Here is a 25,815-nt window from a genome sequence, read left to right as displayed (position 1 = left end):
CGTATCGAGCTGGGCGAGATCGAAGCGCGCCTGCTGGAGCAGGCCGAAGTGTGTGAAGCGGCGGTGTTGGCGGTGGACGTCGGCGGCAGCCTGCAGCTGGTGGCGTACCTGGTGCCTACCGACAAGGCGCTGGTGCAGGCTGGTGCCGAGGCCCAGCAGGCCCTGCGCGAAACCCTGAAGGCGCAGTTGAAGGTGCACTTGCCGGAATTCATGGTTCCGCACCACCTCATGCTGCTGGCGTCGCTGCCCCTGAGCCCCAATGGCAAGCTTGAACGCAAGGCGCTGCCCAAGCCTGACGCAACGTCGACCCAACGTGCCTATGTGGCGCCACGTACCGAACTGGAAGCGCGGATCGCCCAGGTGTGGCAGGACGTACTGAAAGTCGAGCAGGTCGGCGTGAACGACAATTTTTTCGAACTGGGTGGCGACTCGATCATTTCCATCCAGGTGGTTAGCCGGGCGCGTCAGCTCGGCATTCGCTTCACGCCCAAGGAGTTGTTCCAGCACCAGAGTGTCCAGGCCTTGGCCAGCGTCGCCCGTCAGGGCGGTGAAGGGCTGCTGATCGACCAGGGGCCGGTGACGGGGGCTGCGCCGTTGTTGCCATTCCAGCACGTGTTCTTCGAGACCGTTGAGCATGACCGTCATCACTGGAACCAGTCGGTCCTGCTCAAAGCCGAACGACGTCTTGAGCCTGCCAGGCTTGAGCAAGTGCTGCAGGCGTTGGTTGCCCATCATGATGCCCTGCGCCTGAGCTTCGTCCAACAGGCCGGCACCTGGCAGGCGCAGCACCGCACTATCGCCGAGCAAGGCCAGCACCCGCTGCTGCAGACTGCCAGTGTGACTGACGCCGACGCCCTGGAAGCCCTTGCCGAACAGACCCAGCGCAGTCTTGACCTGGCCCAGGGTCCGCTGCTCAAGGCAGTGTTGGTGGATCTGGAGGATGGCACCCAGCGCCTGCTGATGGTGATCCATCACCTGGTGGTCGATGGCGTGTCCTGGCGGGTGCTGTTCGAAGACCTGCAAAAGGCTTATGAGCAAACGGCGCGAGGCGAACGCATCGAGCTTGCCCCCAAGACTAGCGCCTTCAAGGCCTGGGGCGAGCGCCTGCAAGCCTACGCCAGCGAGCCGGCACGCCAGCCGGAGCTGGCCTATTGGCAGCGTACACTGCAAGGGATTAGTGCTACGTTGCCGTGTGACCGCCCGGAGGGCGCGTTGCAGAACCGCTACGCGGCCGTGGTGCGTGGCAGCCTCGACAAGGCTCATACCCGCCGGTTGCTCCAGGAAGCGCCGGTGGCCTATCGCACCCAGATCAATGACCTGCTGCTGACGGCACTGGCCATGGTGATCGGGCGCTGGGCCGGGTCGGACGACGTGCTGGTGCAACTGGAAGGCCATGGCCGCGAGGATCTTTTCGATAACCTCGACCTGACACGGACCGTTGGCTGGTTCACCAGCCTGTTCCCGGTGCGCTTGTCGCCATGCGCGCAGCCTGGCGCCTCGATCAAGCGGATCAAGGAACAACTGAGAGCGATACCGGACAAGGGCATAGGTTTCGGCGTGCTTCGCTACCTGGGCGACGAGGATACCCGCCAGGCACTGCAGGCACTGCCAACGCCGCGCATCACATTCAACTACTTGGGTCAGTTCGATGGCGCGTTCGATCGCGATGCCGGAGCACTGCTGACGCCCGCCGGCGAAAGTGCCGGCCGTGAACAAAGCCCGCTGGCTCCTCTGGGCAACTGGTTGACACTCAACAGCCAGGTGTATGGCGGTGAACTGCGAGTTACCTGGACCTACAGCCAGGCGATGTTTGACGAGGCCACTGTCCAGGGGCTGGCCGATGCCTATATCACCGAACTTCAGGCGTTGATCGCCCACTGCTGCGAGCCGGGCACACAGGGTGTTACACCTTCGGACTTCCCGCTGGCCGAGCTGTCACAGGCCTGGTTGGACGCATTGCCCTGGCCTGCGGGGCAGATCGAGAACCTGTATCCGCTGTCGCCGATGCAGCATGGCATGCTGTTCCACAGCCTTTACGAAAGCCGTATAGGGCATTACATCAACCAGATGCGCCTGGATGTGCAAGGCCTGGATGTCGAACGCTTCCGCCAGGCCTGGCAGGCGACCGTGGATGCCCATGACATTCTACGTACCGCGTTCCTGTGGGAAGGTGAGCTGGTACAGCCGTTACAACTGGTTCAGCGCCAGCTGACGGTACCGTTCCAGGTGATCGACTGGCTGGGGCGCGAGGACCTGGAGCAGGCGCTGGCACAACTGGCCGACGAACAGCAGCAAGGTTTCGAACTCGACCGTGCGCCACTGCTGCGCCTGGTGCTGGTGCACGTTGGCGAGAACCGGCATCACCTGCTGTACACCCACCACCACATCCTCATGGATGGCTGGAGCAATTCGCAGTTGATGGGGGAGGTGTTGCAACGCTACCACGGCCAGGCGGTTGCCCAGGCAGGTCCTTATCGGGACTATATCGAGTGGTTGCAGCGCCAGGACAGCGCGGCCAACGAGGCCTTTTGGACGCAGCAACTGGCCGGCCTCGAACAGCCCACCCGGCTGGCCAGCGCCATTGGCCAGGTGTCCCGTGAGCAAGGCCAGGGGGACTTGTACCTGAATGTCGATGCGGCACGCCTGAGCGAGTTCGCCCGTGAGCAGAAGGTGACGGTCAACACCTTGATGCAGGCCGCCTGGCTGTTACTGCTGCAACGCTACACCGGCCAGGCCACCCTTTGCTTCGGGGCGACCGTTTCCGGGCGCCCGGCAGACCTCAAGGGTGTGGAGCAGCAGATTGGCCTGTTCATCAACACCTTGCCGGTCATCAGCCCGGTCGGCCCCGAGCGCCTGCTGGGTGACTGGTTGCAGGCACTGCAGGCTCAGAACCTGGCCCTGCGCGAGCACGAGCACACCCCGCTGTTCGAGGTGCAGCGCTGGTCTGGGCACGGCAACGATGCGTTGTTCGACACCTTGCTGGTGTTCGAGAACTACCCGATATCAGAAGCCCTGCAGGAAGAGGAGCGCGATGAGTTACGCTTTGGCGCGCTAAGCACCCGCGAGCAGACCAACTACCCGCTGACGCTGTCGGTAGGCCTGGGCAGCAACCTGGCACTGCACTTCAATTACGCCCGCGAGCACTTCAGCGATGCCATCGTGGCCCGCTTCGGGCGTCATCTCCAGCAGTTACTGGCGCAAATACCCCAGGCAGCGGACAAACCGCTGGGCGAATTGCAGATGCTGCTTGATGACGAACAGCGCAGGCTGTTGCATGAATGCAATGCCAAGGCCTTGGCATACCCACGAGAGCTGTGCATCCACGAGCAGATTGGCCAGCAGGTTCGCAGTACGCCCGACAAGATTGCGTTGCAGGCCGGCACCGAGCAGGTCAGCTATGCCGAGCTCGATGCTCGCGCCAACCGCCTGGGCCATCGGCTGATCGAGCTGGGCGTCGGCCCGGAGGTGAGGGTGGGCGTGGCCATGACGCGTACCTGCGACATGCTGGTGGCGTTGCTGGCAGTGCTCAAAGCGGGGGGGGCCTATGTGCCGTTGGACCCGGACTACCCAAGCGACCGGGTTGCCTACATGTTGCAGGACAGCCGCGCTTTGGTGCTGTTGACCCAGGCGACGCTGTTACCGGGCTTGCCCAGCCAGGCTTGCGAGCACATCGTGCTGGTGGAAGCCGATGAGCCCAGCCTGGCGCGGTACCCGACTGAATGCCCTCGCGTGGCCATTCATGCTGATAACCTGGCTTATGTAATTTACACCTCTGGCTCCACCGGGCTGCCCAAGGGTGTGGCCATCGCCCACCGCAATGTCGCAGCATTGATCGCCTGGACGCGCCAAGTGTACAGCCAGGACGACCTTCAGGGTGTACTGGCCTCGACCTCGATCTGCTTCGACCTGTCGGTGTGGGAACTGTTCGTCACCCTGGCGTGTGGCGGTTCCATCATCCTGGCGCGCAATGCTCTGCAATTGCCGGAGTTGCCTCAGGCCGACCAGGTGCGGCTGATCAACACTGTGCCCTCGGCAATCGCTGCACTGCACCGTGCCGGGCAGATTCCGCCTGGCGTGCGGATCGTCAACCTGGCGGGTGAGCCACTGAAGCAGCAGGTTGTCGATGCGCTGTACAGCCAGGCTGGCATCGAGCATGTCTATGACCTGTATGGCCCCTCGGAAGATACTACCTATTCGACCTGGACCCGCCGTGAGCCCGCTGGAACGGCCAATATTGGCCGGCCGTTGCACAATACCGCCGGTTACCTGCTCGATACGCAGTTGCAAGCGGTGCCCGAGGGCGTGGCGGCCGAGCTGTACCTGGCCGGTGACGGTATTACCCGTGGCTATCTGATGCGCCCGGGCCTTACCGCCGAGCGCTTCGTTCCCAACCCGCACGCGGGTGCCGGTGAGCGAATGTATCGCACTGGCGACCTGGCACGTTACCAGCCGGGCGAGTTGCTGGAGTATGCGGGGCGTATCGACCACCAAGTGAAGATCCGCGGTTTCCGTGTTGAACTGGGGGAAATCGAGTCTCGCCTGCTGGCGTTACCAGGTATGCGCGAAGCGGCCGTGGTGGCGGTGGATGGCGGCAATGGCCCACAGCTTGCTGCCTATCTGGTGCCCAGCGAGGTGCCGGTGGAGCAGGATGCCTGGCGCGAGCAGCTGCGGGTCGCGCTTAAGATGCATTTGCCGGAGTACATGGTGCCGGCTTATCTGGTCGTATTACCCGGCCTGCCACTGACCCCCAATGGCAAGCTTGATCGCAAGGCGTTGCCGGTACCGGATGCGGCTCAGATGCAAAAGGCCTATGAGGCCCCGGCCAGCGCCCTCGAGCAAACCCTGGTAGACATCTGGCAGCAGGTGCTGGGCCTGGAGCACATAGGTGTGCGCGACAACTTCTTCGAGCTCGGCGGCGACTCGATTGTTTCGATCCAGGTGGTGCGCCTGGCGGCGCAGGCCGGTGTGGCCGTTACCCCCAAGCAGTTGTTCGAACAGCAAAGCGTTCGCAACCTGGCTGCGGCGATTGCAGCGCAGGATGCCCAGGCACCAATTGGCAGCGATGTCGATCGGCAGGCGCAACAGCAGCAATTGGCGTTCTGGCAACGTCAATGTGCGGCCGGTGTCACGGCACTGGGGCATGGCGAACCCGCCACCGGCACCTGGCAACAGCAGGTGAGCCTAGATGTACAGGCCTTGGAACTGGCTGCGCGTGCTTACCGATGCGCACCGCAAGAACTGATGCTGACGGCGTTGGCCCTGACCCTGCCAAGCGTATTGGTGAGCGTGAACGCAGCGTCGCCCAATGACTTGTTCCGCAGCGATGGGCGCATCGGCGGTGCCAGTTTCCCGTTGCGCCTCGCGGTCGATGCTGAGCCCGGGGTGGCGATCCAGCAGGTGAAGGAACAGGTGCGCGCGGTGGCCGATGCCGGTCAAAGCTTCGTCGCGCTGCAGCGTTCGCAGGAGCGCTCGGTTGTCGAAGCGCTCAATGCGTTGGTACAGCCGACGGTAGGGTTCAACTTCGCTGCCGAACCACTGGCGCTGCCACGCGACGGGCTTACGATTCATCTGTTGGACGCTGGCGAGGTGCTGCATTTCAGTGCCTACAATGTGGCCTGTGACGAAACGTTTGTTGATCGTTACCAGCGTTGCCTTGGTGAGCTGATCGAACACTGCCTGGGCATGCCGGCACTCGCGCCTGTCGACTTCCCGCTGGCGCGTCTGTCCCAGGCTGATCTGGATTGCCTGGCTGTACCGGCGGACGATGTCGAAGACATCTACGCGCTTTCGCCGATGCAGGAGGGCATGCTGTTCCACTCGGCCAGCGACAATGAGGCAGGGCTGTACATCAACCAGGTCAGCCTGCCGATTGAAGGTGTCGACCCGCAACGCCTTCTGGCGGCCTGGCATTTCGTCAGCGAGCGCCACGACATCCTGCGTAGCAGCTTCCACTGGCAGGGCGACCTGGCCAAGCCATTCCAGGTGGTGCATCGCCAGGTCGAACTGGTCATGGATATGCAAGACTGGCGTGGCCAGCCTGATCAGGAGCAGCGCCTGCAGACACTGGCGCAGGTGCAAATCGGCCGGGGCTTCGAGCTTAGCCAGGCGCCTCTGCAACGTTTGGTGCTCGTGCGCCTGGACGAGCAGCGTTACCAACTGATCTGGACAAGCCACCATATCTTGATGGACGGCTGGAGCCAGTCGCGACTGTTCGGTGAGGTGCTGCAGCATTATGCCAATGGCCAGGTAGCCGGTGACGTTGGGCGTTACCGTGATTTCATCGCCTGGTTGGCACAGCAGGACCACCAGGCCTTGCGTGGGTTCTGGGCACAGCGCCTCGCGCAGCTGGACCAGCCGACTTCGCTGAGCCAGGCGATGCACCCTCGTCACGACGCCACTGAAACCGGTCACCGCGCCCTTTACTCCTGCTGGGATGCGCAGCAGACCGCAGCGATGCAGGCCTGGTGCCGCCAGCAGCGAATTACCCTCAACACCTTGGTGCAAGGCGCTTGGCTGATGGTGTTGCAGCGTTTCACCGGGCAACGCACAGTCACTTTCGGGGCCACTGTGGCCGGCAGGCCGCAAAGCCTGGCTGGGGCCGACAATATGCTGGGCCTGTTCATCAACACCTTGCCGGTGATCCAGACCCTGGAACCGAGCCAGCCGCTGGCCGAGTGGTTGCTGCAGTTGCAGGCCTACAACCTGGATATTCGCGACAACGCCCATGCGCCGTTGGCAGATATCCAGCGCTGGTCGGGGCACGGTGGCCAGGGGCTGTTCGACAGCATCATCGTGTTCGAGAACTACCCGATCGACGAACGTCTGAACGAGGAATCCGACACCGGCCTGAGCTTTGGCCAGTCGAACAACCACGGTGTGACCAACTTCCCGATGGACTTGGCAGTGATGGTCGGCGAGCGCCTGAGCATCGAGTACATGTACATGCTGGAAGCGTTCTCCGAAGCTGCGGTAGAGCAGATTCGCCACTGCATGGAGGTAACCCTTGATGCCATGCTTGCTGGCGCGGGGCAGGCACTGGGCAGCTTGCAGCGCCTGGCGGCAGAAGAGCGCCACGACCTGTTGGCCTGGAGCCGCGAGTCCGGTACCGGAGCCTTGCCGCAGTTGCTGCCTGCCCTCATCCAGCGCCATGCCATCGAGCGCCCGCAAGCGATTGCCGTGCAGTGTGCGGGCAAGTCGTTGAGCTACGGCGACCTGGAGGTACGCGCCAACCGCCTGGCCCATGCCTTGATGGCTCGAGGGGCGGGGCCGGAGGTACTGGTCGGCGTGGCCATGCCACGTTCGGTGGACACGATTGTGGCCTTCCTCGCAGTGCTCAAGAGTGGCTCGGCCTATGTGCCGCTGGACATCGCCTACCCTGCGGAGCGGCTGGCCTACATGATGCAGGACTGCGCCATGTCGTTGCTGGTGTGCCATAGCACGCTCACAGCCCGCTTGCCGGTACCGGACGGGGTACTCGCTATCGAGCTGGATCGCCTGGACCTGACGGCCTATCCGGCGTCGGCACCGGCCAGCGCTGTCGGGCCGGACACCTTGGCCTACCTGGTGTATACCTCTGGTTCCACGGGCCGGCCGAAAGGCGTAGCGGTGCCCCAGGGGCCGCTGAGTGGGCATTGCCAGGCCATCGCCGAGCTGTACGAAATGGATAGCAGCGCCTGCGAGCTGCACTTCATGTCGTTCGCCTTCGATGGTGCCCATGAGCGCTGGCTGACCATGCTCTACAGTGGCGGTCGCCTGGTGATTCGTGACGAGGAACTGTGGACACCGGAGCAAACCCATCGGGTACTTGCCGAGCAGGCAGTGACCATAGCTTGCTTCCCGCCGGCCTATCTGAAGCAACTGGCCGACTACGTACGCGAAAGTGGCGTGGCACCGCCGCCAGTGCGTATCTACTGCTTCGGCGGTGACGCGGTACCCGAGCAGACGTTCGAGTTGGTCAAGAACACCTTGCGCCCACAGTATTTCACCAATGGCTACGGCCCGACCGAAACCGTGGTCACGCCGGTGTTGTGGAAGACCAAGGCCTCTGCCCAGTGCGAAGCCGCCTATGCGCCGATTGGCCGAGCAGTGGGGGCGCGCAGCCTCTACGTCCTGGACGATGACCTGGAGCTGTTGCCGCGCGGTCTTGCAGGCGAGTTGTACATCGGTGGCCAGGCCCTGGCCCGTGGTTACTATCGCCAGCCTTCCCTGACCGCCGAACGTTTCGTGCCTGACCCTCATGGTGCGCCTGGCGCACGGGTATATCGCTCCGGAGACCTGGTTCGCCTGCGCCGAAGCGGTGTGCTGGACTACGTCGGTCGTATCGACCACCAGGTGAAGATCCGCGGCTTCCGTATTGAACTGGGCGAGATCGAGGCTAGCCTGCGCCAGCAGGACGGTGTACGCGATGCGCTCGTGGTAGTACGGGATGGCCCGTCGAGCAAGCAACTGGTGGGCTATGTGATCACCGACGGTGGCCAGGAGTGCAGTGAGCGGCTGCGTGCGGGGCTGCGCCAGAGCCTGCCCGAGCACATGGTGCCGGTACAGGTGATCAGCCTGGTCAGCTTCCCGCTCACGCCCAACGGCAAGCTCGACCGCAAGGCCTTACCCGACCCGCAGTTTGAAAGTGGCACGTATGTGGCACCCGGCACTGACGCCGAGCGGTGGATGGCGCAGATCTGGGCGCAGGTGTTGCAGGTGGACAAGGTCGGCCTGACCGACAATTTCTTCGAACTGGGCGGCGATTCGATCCTGAGCCTGCAGGTGATTTCCCGGGTGCGTAACCACCCCGAGCTGCACATGGACCTGAAGTTGCGCGACTTGATGCGCTACCAGACCATCAAAGGGCTGTTCGAGCAGAAGCCGGCTGGCACGCAACGCCAGGGCGAGGATTTGACCCAGTTGGCCAGCGAAGGGTTGTTCAGCTTGCTGCCGATCCAGGAATGGTTCTTCGAACAGGATATGCAGGAGAAACACCACTATAACCAGGGCATCTTGTTGCGCGCTCGTCAGCCACTGAATCACGATCGCCTGCAGCAGGCACTGGGCTTGCTGCTGCAGCAGCACGACGCGCTGCGTCTGCGGTTCCGCAAGGAAAACGGCCGCTGGTACCAGCAATATGCCGCGGTCGGTGAACTGGACCCGGCAGACCACCTGCTGCACCACACGGCCGCCGACGACCAGAAGGTGGCCGAGTTCGCCGACTGGGCGCAACGCAGCCTGAACCTGGAAACAGGGCCGGTGATGCGCGTGGTGCATTTCGTGCTGGACAATGGCGAAAGCCGCTTGCTGCTGGCGGTCCACCACCTGGTGATAGACACCGTCTCGTGGCGCATCCTGCTGCAAGACCTGCAACAGGCCTACCAAGCCCTCTGCGAGGGCCGCGAGGTCAACCTGCCGCTACGCAGCAGCAGTTACAGGGCCTGGGTCGAGCGGCTACGGGATCATGCGCCGGTACTGGTCGAACGCGAACTGGACTGGTGGTTGCAGCAGTTGGACCAGCCGAGCGTCGACTTGCCATACGACAACCCACGTGGCAAGGACCTGGTGGAGCACTTGGTGGGCCTGCCGGTAACCCTGTCGCAGAGCTGCACTTCGCAATTGCTCAAACGCGTGCCGGTGGTTTACCAGACCCAGATCAACGATGTGCTGCTAGCCGCACTCAGCCGCGTACTTTGCCGCTGGAGCGCGCAATCGAGCGTGTTGATCCAGTTCGAGGGACATGGCCGTGAAGACCTGTTCGACGAGGTCGAGTTGTCGCGGACCGTGGGGTGGTTCACCAGCATGTACCCGATTCGCCTGGAGCCCGGTGTGGATGCCGACGTCGGTCAATCCATCCAGGCCGTGAAGGCTCAGCTGGCGGCGTTGCCCAACAAAGGCCTGGGCTATGGCGTATTGCGCCACTTGGCCGAACCCTCGGTGTGCGAGCGTCTGCAGCGGTTGCCACAGGCACGGGTGACCTTCAACTACATGGGCCAGTTTGACCAAAGCTTTGACGACGAGGCCTTGCTGGTGCCCGCCGAGGAGGGGGCTGGCCAGTGCTACAGCCGCAAGGCGCCGCTGGGCAACTGGCTGGAAATCGTTGGCCAGGTGTTCGATGGCCAGATGACCTTGCGTTGCCTGTTCAGCAAGCGCCGCTACCGGCCACAGACCATCGAGTGGCTGATGGCCGAGCTTCAGGGCGAACTGGAGGCGCTGGTGGCCCATTGCATGGATGAAGCACTGGCCTGATCGCCGGTTGACGACTTACCTGGCGAGCTTGGCTCGCCCCTTTTTTTCAAGGAGTGCCGTAGATGGCATTGCATCCCGAACTGGAAGCCTTTCTCGACCTGGCTGACGACAGTGCGGCAGGCGGGTCGGTACCGTTCCATGAATCGACTGCGCAGCAGGCGCGGGCCTTGTTCGAACAGACCACGCAACAGTTGGCCTGGGCAGCCCCACAAGACATCGACTGGCAGGACATAGATGCGCAGGGCCGGGATGGCCGGCCACTGCCGTTGCGCCTCTATCTGCCTCGCGGCCATGCTCCTGGGACGTTGCCGTTGATGGTCTACTTCCACGGTGGTGGTTATGTGGTGGGCAGTATTGATTCGCATGATGGTGTGTGCCGCGAATTCTGCTCCAGAACGCCCTGCGCTGTAGTGTCGGTAGGGTATCGCCGGGCACCGGAGCACAAGTTCCCTACTGCCCTGCATGACTGTGCCGATGCCTTGGCCTGGCTGCATGAGCAGGCGCCGAGACTGGGCCTGGACCGCCAGCGGGTGATCTTCGCCGGTGACAGCGTGGGGGCATCGCTGGCCACCACGCTGGCGACCCAGGCCGTTCATCACAGCCATGAAGTTGCCATCCGGCCAATGGTGCAGATGCTTTGCTACCCGATGACCGATGCTTCACGGCGCAGTGTGTCGATGGAGTTGTTCGCCGAAGGCTACCTGCTGGAAAGCGATACCCTAGAGTGGTTCTACACGCAGTACGCCAATACGCCGCAGGACCGGGAAGATTGGCGCTTTTCGCCATTGCTGACGCCGAACCTGGCCGGTGTGGCGCCAGCGCTGGTGGTATTGGCAGAATTCGATCCATTGCTTGATGAAGGCCGTGAGTATGTTGCACGACTGCAGGAGCAGGGCGTAGAGGTTGCGGTTGTCGAATACGAAGGGCTCACCCACGATTTGTTACGGCTGCGTTCGGTGGTGGCAGGCATTGGTGAGATCCACCAGGCGCTGGCCGATCGGCTTCGGGAAATGCTGGACAAGCAGGCGAGGTGAGGCAGGATGCTGTTCGAAGGCCGCCATGCGGCCTTTTTTGTTCTTCATGCCTAGCGGCGATGGACTGCCCGGCAGCTCGGTCAAGGGCTATCAGGTGTCTGGCTCGGCTTCTGAGGTGGTTCGCACATCGAGCCGCCTCACGGCCCGGTGACGAGTAAGAAGCGGGCATGGCGGTGGCCGCCATGCCCGGAAAGTGCATCAGAAAGTGCCGCGCAGGGTCAGCATGTAGTTACGGGGTGCGCCGTACCAGTTGCCGCCGTCGCTTGCGTCAACCGTCTGATAGTAGGTCTTGTCGAAGATGTTGTTGGCATTGACCTGGGCCGTCCAGTGGTCGTCTATCTTGTACTCGACCAAGCTGTTCCAGACTGCATAACCCGCTTGCTCGAAGGCGTAGGTTTCACCTTCTTTCAAGCTGCCGTCAGGCATACGGCGTTGCACGGTACCGCTTTTGTAGGTATCGCTCTGAATGGTCGCACCGAGGCCGACTTTCCAGCGATCGAACTCACCCGGCAGCTGATAGGTGGTGAAGAACTTGAACAGATGCTTGGGCGTCTGTGAACTCATCGGTTTGCCGTTGTTGTTTGGGTTGCCCGCTGTGCGCTGTTTGTTGATATTCAACGTGTAACCCACAATCGCCTGCCAGCCTGGCGCCAGCTCACCCGATATCTCGGTGTCGATACCCTTGCTCACCACTTCCCCGAGCGCGGCGTAGTACCCGCCGCCCACGCTGACCGCTTCGTTTTCGCGCTTGGTGTAGTACAGCGCCGAGGAAACATTCAGGCGGCCACCGAGGAGCTCGCCTTTGGTACCGAATTCGTAGGTTTCACCCTCGATGGGATCCAGGGGATGTGCGTCTATCGACTTGTAGGCAGTTTGTGGGTTGAAGATCTTGGCGTAGCTGGTGTACAGCGACCATTGGTCTGTCACGTCCAGGACCAAGGCGCCAAAGGGCGTGACCTCGCCGCGGTTGCTTTCCTTGACTGGCGTATCCATGTTGAAGCGAGGAACCACGGTCCGGACGTAGTCACGGTAGTCCGAGTAACGGGCGCCCACTGTCAGGTGCAGTGGCTCGGCCAGTTGCGCCTTGAAGCTGGCATAGGCGCCGGATTTGCGCTGGTTCCAATCCGGGTTGTAGTAATAGATATCCGGTTTGGCAGGTTTGGCGATTGAACCTGCATTGTCGTTGAGGACATCGAATGGCACGGTGGCATCGCTGTGATCGGAGTAGGTGCGGGACACTTCCGAATAGTCGGCACCGATGAGCAGCTCATGGGTCAGGCCAAACGCCTGGAATTTACCGGAAACGTTGGCATCGAACAGGTCTTGCTCGTTGGTGTAGCCACGTATCAGGCGACCGAACACCGAACCGTCGGCAGAACGCGGGTTTTCCGGGTCAGCTGCCCAAGCCACTTCGCCGATATCCTGGGTGGAGTCGAACTTGGTCTTGGTGTAGCTGGTATTGACCTTCCAGTTCTCGTCAAGGGCGTGTTCGACCTTGGCAAAGTATTCAGTGCGTTTGTAGTTGTTCGACGACCAGCCAGCGGCCAGCGATTTGCTGCGCGAGGTGCTGATCGCGGTGCCATCCTTGTAGCGCACCAGGCCACGGTCCCAATAACCGTCCATGTCACGCCATTCGTAGGAGCCACCTACCGTGAGCAGGGTATCTGGGGTCAGGTCTGCTTCCAGGGTGCCGAAAATGACGTGCTTTTCGCTGTCGGCGCGATCGTAGAAGTAGTCCTTGTCTTCGTACGACATCGCCACACGGCCGCGAAGGGCCCCGTCGAAGGCCAGCGGGCCGGTCAAGTCGATCTCGGTACGGTAATTGTCCCAGCTACCTGCCGACTGGCTGATTTTCAACTGGTTGTAGGGCAGCGCACGCTTGCGTACCAGGTTGATGCTACCACCTGGGTCGCCGGTCCCGCCGAAGAGCCCATCGGCACCGCGCAGGACTTCAACATGGTCATAGGCGGTCATGTCCGGCACTGTGTCGAAGGTTTCGTTGCGAAACATCGGCGCGCCACCGTCGGTCTGGATGCTGCGAATGACGAAACCGCGCGAGTAGAACTCGTTCTTGGAGTCATTGCCGCCCACTACCGTGATGCCGGTGGTCTGGTCCAGCACCTGGGTCAGGCTGGTGAGGTTCTGGTCTTCGATGCGCTGCTTGGTCATGACCGAAACCGACTGCGGCGTTTCACGCAGGGTTTTCTGAGTCTTGCCACCGATGCTCGCGGTACCGGTGGTGTAGGAACTGGTACCTTCCGTGCTGGCTCCCAAGGTGTTGGCGGTTACCGAAGTTTCATCCAGTTGCACACTGGAGCTGTCACGCTCGGACGGTGGTGGCAGGATCACGGTGTTGCCTTCGAGGCGGTAACGAATACCCGTACCACGCAGCAGCTGGCCCAGGGCGTCGTTGGCCTCCATCGAGCCTTTCACCGGGCTACTGCGCAGCCCGCGCAGCATTTCGGGGCTGTACACGAACTGGAGCTGGGTTTGCGCTCCCAGCTGACGCAGGGCCGTGTCCAAGGGCTGGGCCGGGATGTCGAGGTTTATCGCCTCGGCATGGGCCTGGCTAGCGCAGGCCAGCATGATCGCGGCACTCAACGCACGCAGGGTCAAGGGGCTAGAGGAGGAAGTGCGAGTGTTGCCAATGCCTTTGTCAATCTTGCTTGTCATTGCGCTACAGTCCGTCAAATGTTGTGGTTGCATTTAAGAATTGTTCTGATTCCTATTGTGACGCGCTTCTCATTTGGAACCGGAAAAAATTCTGACGAATTTTTCACATTTGTGGGGTTGAGACGATTCGGTCACTCACGACGCGCCCCGGGACCATGCGAACCAACTGGTCTGCGACGTCGAAATAGCGGTCGTCGTGCGAGATGACGATGATGGTTTTGCCCAGCCGTTTCAGATCGGGTAGCAGCTCGGTGTAGAACACCCGGCGGAACGCGGGGTCCTGGTCGGCGGCCCACTCGTCGAACACCAGCACAGGGCGCTCTTCCACCCAGGCATTGACCAAGGCCAGACGTTTACGCTGCCCGGTGGAAAGGTCGGTGGTGGTGAAACTGCCATCTTGAACGCTGACCTTGTGCGCGATTTCGAGGCGTTCGAGGTATTTGTTGGCATCCTCCGGGATACGTTGGTCACCTTGGACCACATCGTCGAACAGGTAGTAGTCCGCGAATATGGTGGTGAATAGCTGGCGGTAGTCATCGCGGTTGCTGGCCTCCACAGTCGCGCCGTTCAGGCGGATCTCGCCCTGGTCCGGCGTGTAGAGGCCGAGCAGGAGCTTGATTAATGTGGTCTTGCCGCAGCCGTTTTCACCCACAATGAAGGTGATTTCACCCTCATCGATACGAAGGTTGACCGGGCCAAGGCGAAACGGATCGGCCCCTGGCACGGGCGGGAAGCTGAAACTGACATTGTCCAGTTCGAGGCTGTGAACGCGGGCGGGCTTGGCGCTTGGCGCGCTGAGCAGCAGGTGTGGCTCGGGTGACGAGAACTGTTCGGACAGCTCGGCGATACGACGGAAGGCGATCTGCGCGCGGCTGATGATCGGCAGGGTGCCAACCAAGTGTTCGAGCGGGCCTTTCATGTACAGCAGCACCAGTACGAACCCGCTCATTACCGCGGCATCGCCAGTGGGCCAGTAGGCTTGAAGGGCCAGTGCCAGGCCGATCACCACGAAGAAAAGCATCGAGCCGAAGGTTTTGGCGACCACGAAAATGTTCACCGAGCGTACCTGGGTTGCGCAGATGCTGTCGGCGGTCCTCTGAATGCCTGAAACGAACATGCGGTGCCGGCGCGGGCGGTGGATGCGTAGTTCCTTGGCACCCTCGGCGATGGCGTTGTAGTGCTTCTGCAACTCGTCCTCCGCGTCGCGGGCGGCAAGGAAGCCTTTAATGCCGTGTGCCCGAGCGATGTACTGGATCGTGGTGCCGATCACAATGGCTACTGCCATCATCAGGAACATCGGCAGCGACAGCATGGCCAGGTAGCCCATGCAGCCCAGCGTCACCGTAAGCGAAATGGCGAGTGGTGCGAAGGCAAAGGCAAAGTCGCTGATGGTGTCGACGTCGTGGGTCAGCACCGGGATCAGGCGGTGAGTACGGTAGCGTTCGATCTGGCTGATCGGGGCGGAGAGCACCTTCTCGCCCAATTGTTTTCGCAATGTGGCGATGATGTGCTGGCCGACGTAGTTGGTGCCGATGTCGGACAGGATTGAACTGGTCAGGGCCAGCAGGCACAAGGCGGCGAACAATGCGACCACGTTTTGTGTGAGGCCGCTTTCCGAATGCAGGGTGCTGTTGATGGTGGCGAGAAGCAGGGTAACGCTCAGGCCACCGACCATACCCAGCAGGATGGATGTGATGACGATGGCCCGAAAGGGTTTTAACAGGGCGAATAGCTCATTGAGCGCGCCTCGGGGTGGCTGAGTCATGGGGCAGGGGTCCGCTTGTGGAAGTGGCTAAGGCTCCCTGTAGAACGACTGATAGAGGGGGTAATTTAGCGGGCTGGCAGGCCCTGTCGCCGCGACAGGGCCGGGTTGGTCGGTTACAAGTCGCGCACTACACGAAACCCGATCCAGTCGCCGCGCTCGTTGGGATAGAGGTCGTTGCGGTTGGCGGAGCGGGAGAACACAGGGGCTTCACCGTAGTCGTTGCCACGAATGCTCTGGAACTTGCAGTCTTTTTCCACCCAGGGGCTGCCGTCGGTCGGCGCACCGACATAGTTGTCGTGCTTGCAGTCGGCAGTCCATTCGTAGACGTTGCCGTGCATGTCATACACACCAAAGGCGTTGGCCGGGAAGCTGCCCACCGGCGCGGTGTAGCTGTAGCCGTCGGTCGGGCCGTAGGTGTTGGCGTGCTTGGCGATGCTGTACTCCTTGCCCTCATCGAAGGGGAACGGGAAAGGGCCGGTGCTGCCAGCGCGGGCGGCATACTCACGGATCGATTCACTGGTCAGCCGGTACTGCTTGCCGGTTTTTTTCGACAGCCAGGCGACGTAGGCCTGGACCTCCTTGAGGTTCATGCAGACGGCCGGGTGTTTGCTGGTGACTTGGTGGTTGCCGCCGTAGGTGGGCCGGCCGCCTTGGGTTGGCGTGCCGGCCTGGCACAGGCGGCCGGGGCGGTCGTCGCCGCTGGGCATCGTGTAGCCGGTGGCCTTGATGAACGCATCCCATTCGCCAAAGGTGATCTGGAAGCGGCTGATGGCGAAGGGTTTGCTGAAGGTGACCTGGTGCACAGGGCCTTCATCGTCCTGGCGACCGACTTCGTCGTCGGGGGAGCCCATCATGAATGAACCGGTAGGCAGCACGACCATCTCGGGGCAACCCTTTGCACAGTCCTTGAAGACAGTGCCCGGCGCGGGTGTGTCGGCTTGTGCCGGCACGGCAACGGAAAGCAGGGCGAGTAAAGTCATTGGGGCGAAGATGCACAGCGGGCCATGTGGGGAAGTAGGCAGGGTCGGATTCATGAGGCTTCTCGTTCAAGGTGATCGGAGGTCATAGCTGGGCGCTGAGCAGGGTCATGAAGCGATCAATCTCGGACTCGTCATTGAGCAGGCCCGGTGCGGTACGCACAACCGGGCCGACATCGCGGTACACCGCATCGACGATCGCTTTGCGCTGAAGCAGGGCAGCGGCGACTTTGTCGCTGTCGCGGCCCTTGACGCGGAAGAAGGTGAAGCCAGCGCTGTGCTCGGGTGACAGTGGCGTGACCAGTTCCACCTGCGCGTGTTCGCTGAGGCGTTGCTTGAGATAGCTGTTGAGCTGGTGAATACGCCCTTGGACGTCGGCCTTGCCCAGTTGCAGGTGCAGTTTGAAGGCCTCGTCCAGTGCCCAGCGATGTTCGAAGGCATGGTAGCCGCCAGGGGTGAGGCTGGTGGCGAAGTCGTTGTCCTGTGAGAAGGTTGGGATCAGAGGCGTGATGTTCTTGAGCTGCTCGCTGCGCGCGCAGACGATGCCGGTGCCGCGCGGGCCGAACATCCACTTGTGGGTACCGGCGATGAAATAGTCGCAGTTCATCTGCGGGAAGCTCACATTTTCCACGCCAAAGCCATGTACACCGTCGACGACATAAAGAATGCGATCGGCTTCTGCACGGTCGCGGTTATGCCGGTCGACTACCGCCCCGATGTCGGCCAAGGGCAGCTTCACGCCGCTGCCCGATTGCACCCAGGTCATGCCCAGGATGCGGGTGTTGGGGCGGATGTTGCGGTCGATATTACCGACGATCTCGTCGGTGCTGACTTTGGCCGGAGCCTTGAACAGACGGATTCGACGAACCTGGGTGCCCTGGCGCTGGGTGCGGAAGTCGAGAATCGCTTCGGCAGCAGAATGCTCGTGCTCGGTGGTCAGGATCTCCTGGTCTGGACGCACGTGCAGACCGCCATAGATGACTGCCAGGCCTTCGGTTGTACTGCCGGTCAGGGCGATCTGGCCGGGACGTGCCTGCAGGTACTTGCCGGCCCATTCGCGCACACGTGCTTCGTGCTGCCAGGGTTCCTGGCGATCCCAGTCCATTACCAGGCCTGGGTTGCGATCGAGACTGATACGGTAGCGGTCGATGGCGTCCTGCACCGGCTTGGGGTGGGACGTGATCAGGAAATTGGAGAGATGCAGGTACGCCGGGTCCTGGTTGAACAGCTGGCGCAATTGCGCCCATCGGTCACCTGCCTTCGGCGCGCTGGCGGGGCTGGCCAAGGCCTGGTCAAGGCTGCTGCCCAAGGGCAGGGCGACGGCAAGCAGGCTGGCGTGTTTGAGGAAGGTGCGACGGTCGCTCATGGTTGCGCTTACCGGGTTGAGGAGAGGGAAGGGCTGGCGGCTTTTTCCACCTGGGCCCAGACACGCAGGAAATTACCGCCCCAGAGCTTGGCGATATCGGCTTCGGAATAGCCACGCTGGATCAGTTCGGCTGTGACGTTGCGTACCTGGCTGACATCGTCCCAACCCCGCACGCCGCCACCTTCGTTGAAGTCCGAGGCAATGCCGACGTGGTCGATGCCAATCTTGCGCACGGTGTAGTCGATGGCATCGCCCAGGTCCTTGAGGCTGGCCTTGGGCTCTTCATCGAGAATGGCGTAGAGCTGGCTGGCATAGCTGCCGAAACGTTGCTCGGGCCAGGCGGCGATGATCGGGTCACCTGGCATCAGCGCCATCGCCAGGTTGGGCAGTGGTGGCAGGTCGAACTTGGCGCGCAGCGCGTTGAGCTTGTCCTGGGTCTTTTGCGTGAGCGGCCGCAAGTAGCCGGAGAACCCGACGACCTGCACCACGCCGCCACTTTTCTTGATCAGTTGCAGTTCGCGGTCGCTGAGGTTACGTGGAATGTCGACCATGGCCCGCGGCGCCGAGTGCGAGGCGACGATGGGCGCGCGGGTCAGGGCGCTGACCTGCTCCAGGGCCTGGGTGGACATTTGCGAGACATCGATGATCACCCCCAAGTCGTTGAGCCGTTGTACGGCTTGCTTGCCAATAGGTGAGAGGCCGCCCAGGGCATCGGGGGAGTCATTGAAGAACGGCAGCGGGCGGGACGAGTCGGCCCAGTCGTTGTTGCCGATGTAGCTGAAACCGAACATGCGCATGCCCCGTGCTGCCCACTTGTCCAGCAGGTTCAGGTCGTTCCCCAGTGGGTAGGCATTGAGCATGCTGATGAAAATGGCGAACTTCCCTTCCCCGTGCAGGCGGCGGAAGTCTTCGGCGGTGTAGGCGATGCCAACCTGGTTGGGGAAATCACGGACGAGGCCGGAGATGATCTTGTAACGCACTTCTTGCTGGTTGCGGGCCTCATCGAGAAAGCCTGCGGTCGGCCGATGCGGTGCGTTGGGGCCATTCCAGATTTCCGGCCAGCCGAAGATGGTCAGTGCCGCGCCCGACAGCCTGCCCTTGGCGGCCTTCGCCAGGTCGAACTGGCCGTCCCCATCCTTGTCGGCTTCCTGGCCGTAGGTGCCGAAGTCCATCGGCAGGGTGATATGGCTGTCGAAGGAAATCAGCCGCTCCTGCAATTCATCGGCTTGCTTGATCACTTCGCGCGGAAAGTGGGGCGCAGGGCTCAGCCACTGGTTCCAGGCCAGATAGCCGCCGGCGCCGAGCAGCAGGGCCAGGGGCACGCCGATGTACAAGGTTTTCTTCCAGCGAGGTCTTGTCATTGCCATCTCGATTCAGGTCCGCGAATGCCGGGGGCTTGGGCTATCTGGGAGGGACGAGCAGCATGGGCGGAAATTTACCGGGGCGGGCGTGTGTATTGCGCCGCCGCTAAATTATGCCGGGCAACATACGTTCTTGCTGGGATAGCGCCTGCTTCATGGCGGACACGGGAAGGGTAATGACGATTTCTCGACGAGGGTTCATGGCCGGTGTGGCCTTGGCGGGCGCGGCCCTGCCAGCGGCCTACTACGGGCACCGCGAGCTGACCAGGGAGGAATTTCCGGTGACGCCCGGGGAGGCCAGCGTGGAGCTTGCCGACACCGCCGGTCAGCGCCTGGGTAACCGCTTGCGCGGTATCTGGAGCTTGCGCCTTGAGGGCGCGGATGCCGGGCTGGCAGGTTTGCCCTCCGAGGCGCTGGAACTGTTCATCGACATTGCCGCGCGTGGTCGCGGCGTACGCGGTTGCCTGGACAGCGCGCAACGTCTGCGCAGCGCGCAGCCGCCTCGTTATCAGTTGATAGGTGACTTGATCGAGTCCGAACCCAACCGCCTGTATTGGCGGCTCAAACCCGAGGATGGTAGCCACCCGGGTTACGAGATGGCGATCACGTTCGACGAAGTGTGGGGCGGGTTCGGCAATGCCGGCAGCGAGACCTTGAGTGGGCGCATCGCAGCGCTGGACCGGCCGCTGGCACTGCCGCTGCAGGACAACCGTTTCGTGGCTATTCGCCAGCGCGTCCCCGAGGCGCGCCAGACCATCGCCTTGGAGCCGCCCCTGCTGGCTTGGCTGATTTCGCCGGAGCACCGTCTGTTCCACCAGCTCTGGCATGCCTCGCGGGACAAATGGCACAGCTTGCCGGACGACAAGCGCAATGCCTTGCGCGGGCTGGGCTGGCAGCCCGGCCCCCGTGACCAGGAGCGCGATGCCCGGGGGAAGCTCAAGGACCGCAACGGTTCAGGCGAGGACTTCTTCTTCATGCACCGGCACATGCTGGCTGCGGCCCGTGCCCTGCAGCCGCTGCCGTCATGGCAGCGCTTTCCGTTGCCGCAGCCGGAGCTCGAGCGCGACCGCCTGGGATTTGCCCGCTATTTCGACAACCTCGACGGCTGTTCGGTGCCGCCGACCTGGTTGGCTCCGGGGGACGACGCGTTCAGCGAGTGGGTAAACGGCATCAAGCGGGCCGAGACGTTCCATGGCAACTTCGCGGTCTGGGAGTCTCAGTACCGCGACCCGCGCTACCTGTCGCGAATGACCTTGGGGCAGTTGGGGTCGGAGATGGAGCTGGGCCTGCACGACTGGCTGCACATGCGCTGGGCGTCGGTGCCGCGCGACCCCTCCAATGGCGCGCCGGTGCCGCTGGCCCGTGAGCTGGACGACTTTGCACCACGTTGGTATGCAGCGGAAAACGACTTTCTGGGCGACCCGTTCTCGTCGCATGTGCATCCGGTGTTCTGGCGTTTCCATGGCTGGATTGATGATCGGCTGGAGGACTGGTTTGCGGCCCACGAGCGTTTCCACCCAGGGGAAGTCAGCCGCTTGCAGGTCAACGGCGTGCCATGGTTCGCACCGGGGCGCTGGGTGGAAGTGGACGATCCGTGGCTGGGGCCGGATACCCATGGTTGCAGCACGGTGCCGGGCGTCAGGCCGGGCAAGTCGGTGGAAATGGATGTCGAGACCATGAAGCTGGCCTTGCGCATCATCTTCAGCGAAGACGAAGGGAAGCTGGCAGGGTTCATGCGCCAGGTGCCGAAGCGGCCATGGTATGCCCGGCACCTGTCGTTGAAGGGGTTGCTGGCCTGACGGTTCGACCATGCCGAGGTGCTGGCAGCCCCTGGGCTCATTCCCCCGTTTGTACTTTTTCTACCTGCCAGCCGCCACCCAGCGCCTTGTACAGCGCCACGCTCCCCTGTAACCGTGCCAGGCGCAACTGGGCCTGCTGATCCTGGGCTTCATAAAGGGTGCGTTGGGTCTCCAGCACTGTTAGCAGCGTCTCGGCCCCGGCACCATAACGCTGCTGTGCCAGGTCGAAGGCCAGGCGTGCCTGCTGCACTTCCTCGTCCTGCCACTGCCGTTGGCGGTCGACACCCTGGATGGCATTGAGCGCTTTCTCGACATCGGCGAAACCGGCCAGGATGCTACTACGATATCCCTCCAGCAACTCCTCCTGCTCGGCCTTGGCCAGATCGCGTGAGGCGCGCAGTCGGCCGTTGTTGAATATCGGCGCGACCAGGCCCGCGGTCAGCGTGTAGTAGGGGCTGTCGAAGACGTGGGGTAAGGTGCGCGCCCCTGTGCCAAGCTCGGCGCCGAGGGTCAACTTGGGCAGCATGGCGGCCCTGGCCACCTGTACGTTGGCACTGGCCGCTGCCAGTCTTGCTTCGGCTGCGGCGATGTCGGGGCGGCGGGTCAGCAGCTCGCTGGGCATGCCGCTGCCGATCGTAGGCCAGCGCACGGCTTCGATACGTTCATTGCTGCCAGGCAGGTTCTGTACCGGGTCGCCAAGCAGGGTGGCCAAGGTCACGCGGTTGTCCTGCCGACGTTGCTCCAGCAACGGCAACTGCCGTTCCTGAGCCGCCACCAGGCTGCGCTGCTGCGCCAGCTCCAGGCGCGTGGCAGAACCAGAACGCTGGCGTGCTTCGACGAGCCCCAGCACATCCCGGGCGTTGCGCAGGTTCAGGTGGGCAATGCGCAGTTGCTCGTCCAGCGCCAACCCTTGCAGGTAGCTGTCGGCCACGGCGCTGACCAGGGTCAGCTCCACTGTCTGGCGGTCGAAGCGGCTGGCGTCGAGGCCTAGCCGGGCGCTGTCGCGGGCTGCGCGCAGGCCGCCCCAGAAATCGATCTCGTAGGTCGCGCTCAAATGGGTACCGAACGAGGTACTGGTGCGTTCGTTGCTGCTGGCGTCAAGTTGATCGCTGCCCTCACCACGCATCAAATGCTGGCGGCTACCATTCAAGCCGAGGGCCAGTTCCGGCAGCAACGGTGCCCCTGCGATCACGGCGCGAGCCTGGGCCTGGCGCACCCTGGCAGTGGCGGCGCCAAGGTCGTGGCTGTTGAGGCGGGCGCGTTCGACCAGGTGGTCCAGTTCGCGACTGGCGAAGGCTTGCCACCATTGGGCCTGGGGCGTAGCGAGCGAGGGATCACCGGCTTCCCCCTGCCAGGTGCCAGGTGGGGCGATGCCGCTGGCGGGCGGCGCGGGTGTGTTGCAGGCGGCGAGGGCCAGGCTGAGGGTCAAAAGGCTGATGCGGCTTGGCAATGTCATGGATTATTCGCTGGTAAGGGCTTTGACCGGGTCGAGACGGGCCGCCTTGCGGGCAGGCATGAAGCCGAACACGATGCCGGTTACCACGGCGCAGGCAAAGGCGCCAAGAATGGCGGGCAGGGCGAAGGCCACGGCGACGCCGCCAAGCATCAGGCCTGCGCCGATGCCAAGGGCCAGGACGATGCCGGTGAGGCCGCCGACCATCGACAGCATCACCGCCTCGCTGAGGAACTGGCGAAGGATGTCGCGCTGGCGGGCGCCGGTAGCCATGCGGATGCCGATTTCGCGGGTGCGTTCGCGTACGGTCATGAGCATGATGTTCATCACGCCGATACCGCCGACCAGCAGGGAAATCGCGGCGATGGCACCGAGCATCAGCGACAGGCTGTTCTGCGTGCGCGCCTCGGCCTGGATCAGCGCGGCGTCGTTGGTCAGTTCGAAGTCTTGCTTGCCTTGGTGGCGCTGGCGCATCAGGTGGTCGATGGCCGCCTCGGTCTCGGCCACCCGGGCCGAGTCGCGGGCGGCAATGATCACGTACTCCGGGTCCTGGGTGCCGAACAGGCGAATGGACGCTGCCGAGTAGGGCACAACGATACGTTCGTCGCTATTCTGGTCGCCGGAGCTGGCGCCCTTTTCAGCCAGCACGCCGACGATCTGGAAGGGCACGTTGCCGAGCAGCAGGTACTGGCCGATCGGGTCGCTGCCGGGTTCGAGCAGCTTGTCGCGTACCTTCTGGCCAATGACCGCCACGGCGGCGCCGGTGCGTTCGTCGCTATCGCTGAAGAAGCTGCCCCGCACTACCGGCCAGTTGAGAATGTGGGGGAACTCGATGTTATTGCCGCCCACGTAGAATTTCTGGTTGTTGTTACCGTGGCGCACCATCACGTCGTTTCCGATTACCGGCATGACCCGGGTGACCTGGGGCAGTTGCGCAATGGCTGCGACATCGTCGAGGGTAACTATCCCCGCGGGCTCGCGCAGCGTGGCATGGCGGCCATTGAGGTAAAGGATGTTCGAACCGAAGGCGGCCATCTGTGCCATTACCTGGCGCTTGCTGCCTTCGCCCACGGCCAACATGACCACCACCGAAGCGACGCCAATGACGATGCCAAGCAGGGTCAGGGCGGTGCGGAACCGATTGATCCACATCACCCGCCAGGCCGCCTGCAGGGCTTCCAACAACTCACCTTTCCAGGCACCGCGCAGGGTTGCGCCGTGGCCCAGGCGCTGGCGCAGGGCGTCGGCCTGCAGCCCTTTTGGCGTTTCGGCGCTGGGCAGCCCGGCTGCCGAGTCGCTGATGATCAGGCCATCGCGAATCTCGATAACCCGCTGCGCACGTGCCGCCACTTCGCGGTCGTGGGTGATCAGGATGATCACATGGCCTTGGCTGGCCAGCTCGTCGAGCAGCGCCATCACCTCGGTGCCGCTGTGGCTGTCCAGGGCACCGGTGGGTTCGTCGGCAAGGATGATGTGGCCGCCGTTCATCAACGCCCGGGCAATCGACACTCGCTGTTGCTGGCCGCCGGACAGCTGGTGCGGGCGATTGCCTGTGCGGCTGGCCAAGCCCAGGCGAGTGAGCAGGGCGGCCGCGCGGGCGTGGCGTTCGCTGGCGGGGGTGCCAGCATAAATGGCTGGCATCTCGACGTTTTCCTGGGCCGAGCCGGAAGGAATCAGGTGGTAGCCCTGGAACACGAAGCCGAACGCTTCGCGCCGTAACCAGGCCAGTTCGTCGCTGCCCAGTTCGGCCACGTCCTTGCCGGCGAAGCGATAGCTGCCGGAGGAGGGGCGGTCCAGGCAGCCAAGGATGTTCATCAGGGTCGACTTGCCGGAGCCCGAGGCGCCGACAATGGCGAGGAATTCGCCGGGGTGCACGGTCAGGCTGATGCCGCGCAGCACGTCGACTCTCGGGGTGTCGAGGCCGCCATAGACTTTGCGGATATCGTTGAGCTCGATCAGGGGAGCAGGCATTCAACCTCCGCTGGCGGCAGGCGCGCCGATGACAAGGCGTTCGCCTTCGCTGACGCCGTCCAGAATCTGTACCCGCAGGCGGTCACTGAGACCAGTGCGCACCTTGCGCGCTTCGACTTTGCCGTCGCGGGTGAGCACCTGAGCCAGGCGCAGGCCGTCGCCGTTGCTGTCGTCGAGGGCCGCCAGCGGTGCGGTCAGGACCTGGCTGGCCTGGCCGGCGACGAAGAATACCTGGGTGGTCATCTCGGCCATCAGGGCGCCATCCGGGTTGTCCACATCGAGCAGCACGGTGTACTGGACCACTTGGGCACCCGTGGTCCCAGCGGTGGCGCTGACTGGGCTGCCGCCGCCCTGGCTTGACTGTTCCAGCGGTTTGGGCGGGATCGGCAGAATCTGCCGCACGGTGCTGGTCCAGCGGCGCTTGCCGCCGGAGAGGGTGGTGAAGTAGGCCATCATGCCGGGCTGGACCTTGCCAATGTCGGCTTCGGAAACCTGCGCCCACACGGTCATCGGTGAAAGCCTGGCGATGCGCAGTATCAGCGGGGTCTGTTGCTGGGCATTGAGGGTCTGGCCTTCACGGGCATCCACGGCCACTACGGTGCCGTCCATGGGTGCATAGATGCGCGTGTAGCCCAGTTCGGCCTGGTCGCTGCGCAGGCTGGCCTGGGCCTGAAGGATCTGCGCCTGGTACATGTCGATGCGCGCCTGGGTGACCTTGAGCTGGGCATCGGCGGTCTGCAGGTCTTGCTCGCGGGTGGCGCCGGCGGCGGCCAGGTCGCGCTGGCGCTTGAGCTGCTGCTGGGCCAGGCGATATTGGGCGCGCTGTTCGGCCAGCTGGGCTTTGAGATTTTCGATCGAATAGCGGCCGGCATCGAGCCTGGCCTGCTGGGTGGAAGGGTCGATTTCCACCAACAACTGGCCCTGGCGAACCTGGTCGCCCGCTTCTACATGCAGGCGACGTATCTGCCCGGAGGCCTGTGCGCCAACGTCCACATAGCGGCGTGGTTGCAGCGTGCCGAGGGCCGTTACACTGCTTTCGATGTCGGCGCGGGTAACAGCGACCGTGTTGACCGGCTGATTGTCGAAGGGCAGGGCCTTCCAGGCCAGCAGGCTGCCCAGGCCAAGCAGGCCCAGGCCACCGAGGAAGAGGCGGCGGCGAGTGTTGGATAAGCGTCTCATGCGGGCTTCC

At 63.1% G+C, this 25,815-nt stretch carries 11 protein-coding genes; 3 read left to right on the top strand and 8 right to left on the bottom strand.

The window, feature by feature from the left end:
* Together IAE36_RS23900 and IAE36_RS03780 are read left to right on the top strand one after the other, a co-directional pair.
* Window positions 1-10,227: non-ribosomal peptide synthetase (locus tag IAE36_RS23900; protein WP_328822851.1), on the top strand; the 10,227-nt coding region annotated here is incomplete at its 5' end.
* A 62-nt stretch (window positions 10,228-10,289) separates the two neighbouring features.
* On the top strand, window positions 10,290-11,261 hold the full coding sequence (locus tag IAE36_RS03780; protein ID WP_201210283.1) for an alpha/beta hydrolase: 972 nt from the start codon (window positions 10,290-10,292) through the stop codon (window positions 11,259-11,261).
* A 198-nt stretch (window positions 11,262-11,459) separates the two neighbouring features.
* Here the strand turns inward: IAE36_RS03780 and IAE36_RS03775 are convergent, their stop codons facing one another.
* The 5 genes from IAE36_RS03775 to pvdM all read right to left on the bottom strand — a co-directional run bounded on the left by IAE36_RS03775 (window position 11,460) and on the right by pvdM (window position 19,403).
* Complete coding sequence (locus IAE36_RS03775) at window positions 11,460-13,934, bottom strand: TonB-dependent siderophore receptor (protein WP_201210275.1); 2,475 nt, start codon at window positions 13,932-13,934, stop codon at window positions 11,460-11,462.
* A gap of 103 nt (window positions 13,935-14,037) precedes the next feature.
* A complete protein-coding gene (locus tag IAE36_RS03770) occupies window positions 14,038-15,699 on the bottom strand; it encodes a cyclic peptide export ABC transporter (protein WP_201210273.1) in 1,662 nt (553 codons plus the stop codon).
* Between the two features lie 113 nt (window positions 15,700-15,812).
* The gene (gene pvdO / locus IAE36_RS03765) at window positions 15,813-16,679 is read right to left on the bottom strand and encodes a dihydropyoverdine dehydrogenase (RefSeq protein ID WP_201210307.1); all 867 of its coding nucleotides are present in this window, start codon (window positions 16,677-16,679) and stop codon (window positions 15,813-15,815) included.
* A gap of 82 nt (window positions 16,680-16,761) precedes the next feature.
* Window positions 16,762-18,042 carry a pyoverdine-tailoring periplasmic protein PvdN gene (gene pvdN / locus IAE36_RS03760; RefSeq protein WP_201210271.1) on the bottom strand — a complete coding sequence of 427 codons (1,281 nt, stop codon included), beginning with the start codon at window positions 18,040-18,042 and terminating at the stop codon, window positions 16,762-16,764.
* 8 nt (window positions 18,043-18,050) lie between these two features.
* Entirely contained in the window at window positions 18,051-19,403 is a 1,353-nt protein-coding gene (pvdM, locus tag IAE36_RS03755; RefSeq protein ID WP_201210269.1) for a pyoverdine-tailoring dipeptidase-like protein PvdM, read from the bottom strand.
* Window positions 19,404-19,579: 176 nt separating this feature from the next.
* On the opposite strand from pvdM, the gene pvdP reads away from it, so the two are divergent.
* Window positions 19,580-21,202 (top strand): pyoverdine maturation tyrosinase PvdP, encoded by a 1,623-nt coding sequence (gene pvdP, locus IAE36_RS03750; RefSeq protein WP_201210261.1) that lies wholly within the window; start codon window positions 19,580-19,582, stop codon window positions 21,200-21,202.
* 37 nt (window positions 21,203-21,239) lie between these two features.
* On the opposite strand, the gene IAE36_RS03745 is transcribed toward pvdP, so the two are convergent.
* The 3 genes from IAE36_RS03745 to IAE36_RS03735 are packed head-to-tail and all read right to left on the bottom strand — an operon-like array spanning window position 21,240 to window position 25,805.
* On the bottom strand, window positions 21,240-22,658 hold the full coding sequence (locus IAE36_RS03745; protein WP_201210259.1) for an efflux transporter outer membrane subunit: 1,419 nt from the start codon (window positions 22,656-22,658) through the stop codon (window positions 21,240-21,242).
* Between the two features lie 3 nt (window positions 22,659-22,661).
* Window positions 22,662-24,626, bottom strand: a complete 1,965-nt coding sequence (locus IAE36_RS03740; RefSeq protein WP_201162993.1) for a MacB family efflux pump subunit — start codon at window positions 24,624-24,626, stop codon at window positions 22,662-22,664.
* Entirely contained in the window at window positions 24,627-25,805 is a 1,179-nt protein-coding gene (locus tag IAE36_RS03735; RefSeq protein WP_201210257.1) for an efflux RND transporter periplasmic adaptor subunit, read from the bottom strand. It abuts the gene before it with no gap.
* Window positions 25,806-25,815: the final 10 nt, after the last annotated feature.

The sequence above is a fragment of the Pseudomonas sp. S36 genome (assembly GCF_016647875.1).
GTDB lineage: Bacteria > Pseudomonadota > Gammaproteobacteria > Pseudomonadales > Pseudomonadaceae > Aquipseudomonas > Aquipseudomonas parafulva.
This window is presented reverse-complemented; position numbering and strand designations above follow the sequence as displayed.

Coding starts and splice junctions, on each gene's coding strand:
- pvdO (WP_201210307.1), bottom strand. CDS start 16,679: ATGACTTTACTCGCCCTGCTTTCCGTTGCCGTGCCGGCACAAGCCGAC.
- IAE36_RS03735 (WP_201210257.1), bottom strand. CDS start 25,805: ATGAGACGCTTATCCAACACTCGCCGCCGCCTCTTCCTCGGTGGCCTG.
- pvdN (WP_201210271.1), bottom strand. CDS start 18,042: ATGAGCGACCGTCGCACCTTCCTCAAACACGCCAGCCTGCTTGCCGTC.
- IAE36_RS03775 (WP_201210275.1), bottom strand. CDS start 13,934: ATGACAAGCAAGATTGACAAAGGCATTGGCAACACTCGCACTTCCTCC.
- IAE36_RS03770 (WP_201210273.1), bottom strand. CDS start 15,699: ATGACTCAGCCACCCCGAGGCGCGCTCAATGAGCTATTCGCCCTGTTA.
- IAE36_RS03780 (WP_201210283.1), top strand. CDS start 10,290: ATGGCATTGCATCCCGAACTGGAAGCCTTTCTCGACCTGGCTGACGAC.
- pvdM (WP_201210269.1), bottom strand. CDS start 19,403: ATGACAAGACCTCGCTGGAAGAAAACCTTGTACATCGGCGTGCCCCTG.
- IAE36_RS03745 (WP_201210259.1), bottom strand. CDS start 22,658: ATGACATTGCCAAGCCGCATCAGCCTTTTGACCCTCAGCCTGGCCCTC.
- pvdP (WP_201210261.1), top strand. CDS start 19,580: ATGACGATTTCTCGACGAGGGTTCATGGCCGGTGTGGCCTTGGCGGGC.
- IAE36_RS03740 (WP_201162993.1), bottom strand. CDS start 24,626: ATGCCTGCTCCCCTGATCGAGCTCAACGATATCCGCAAAGTCTATGGC.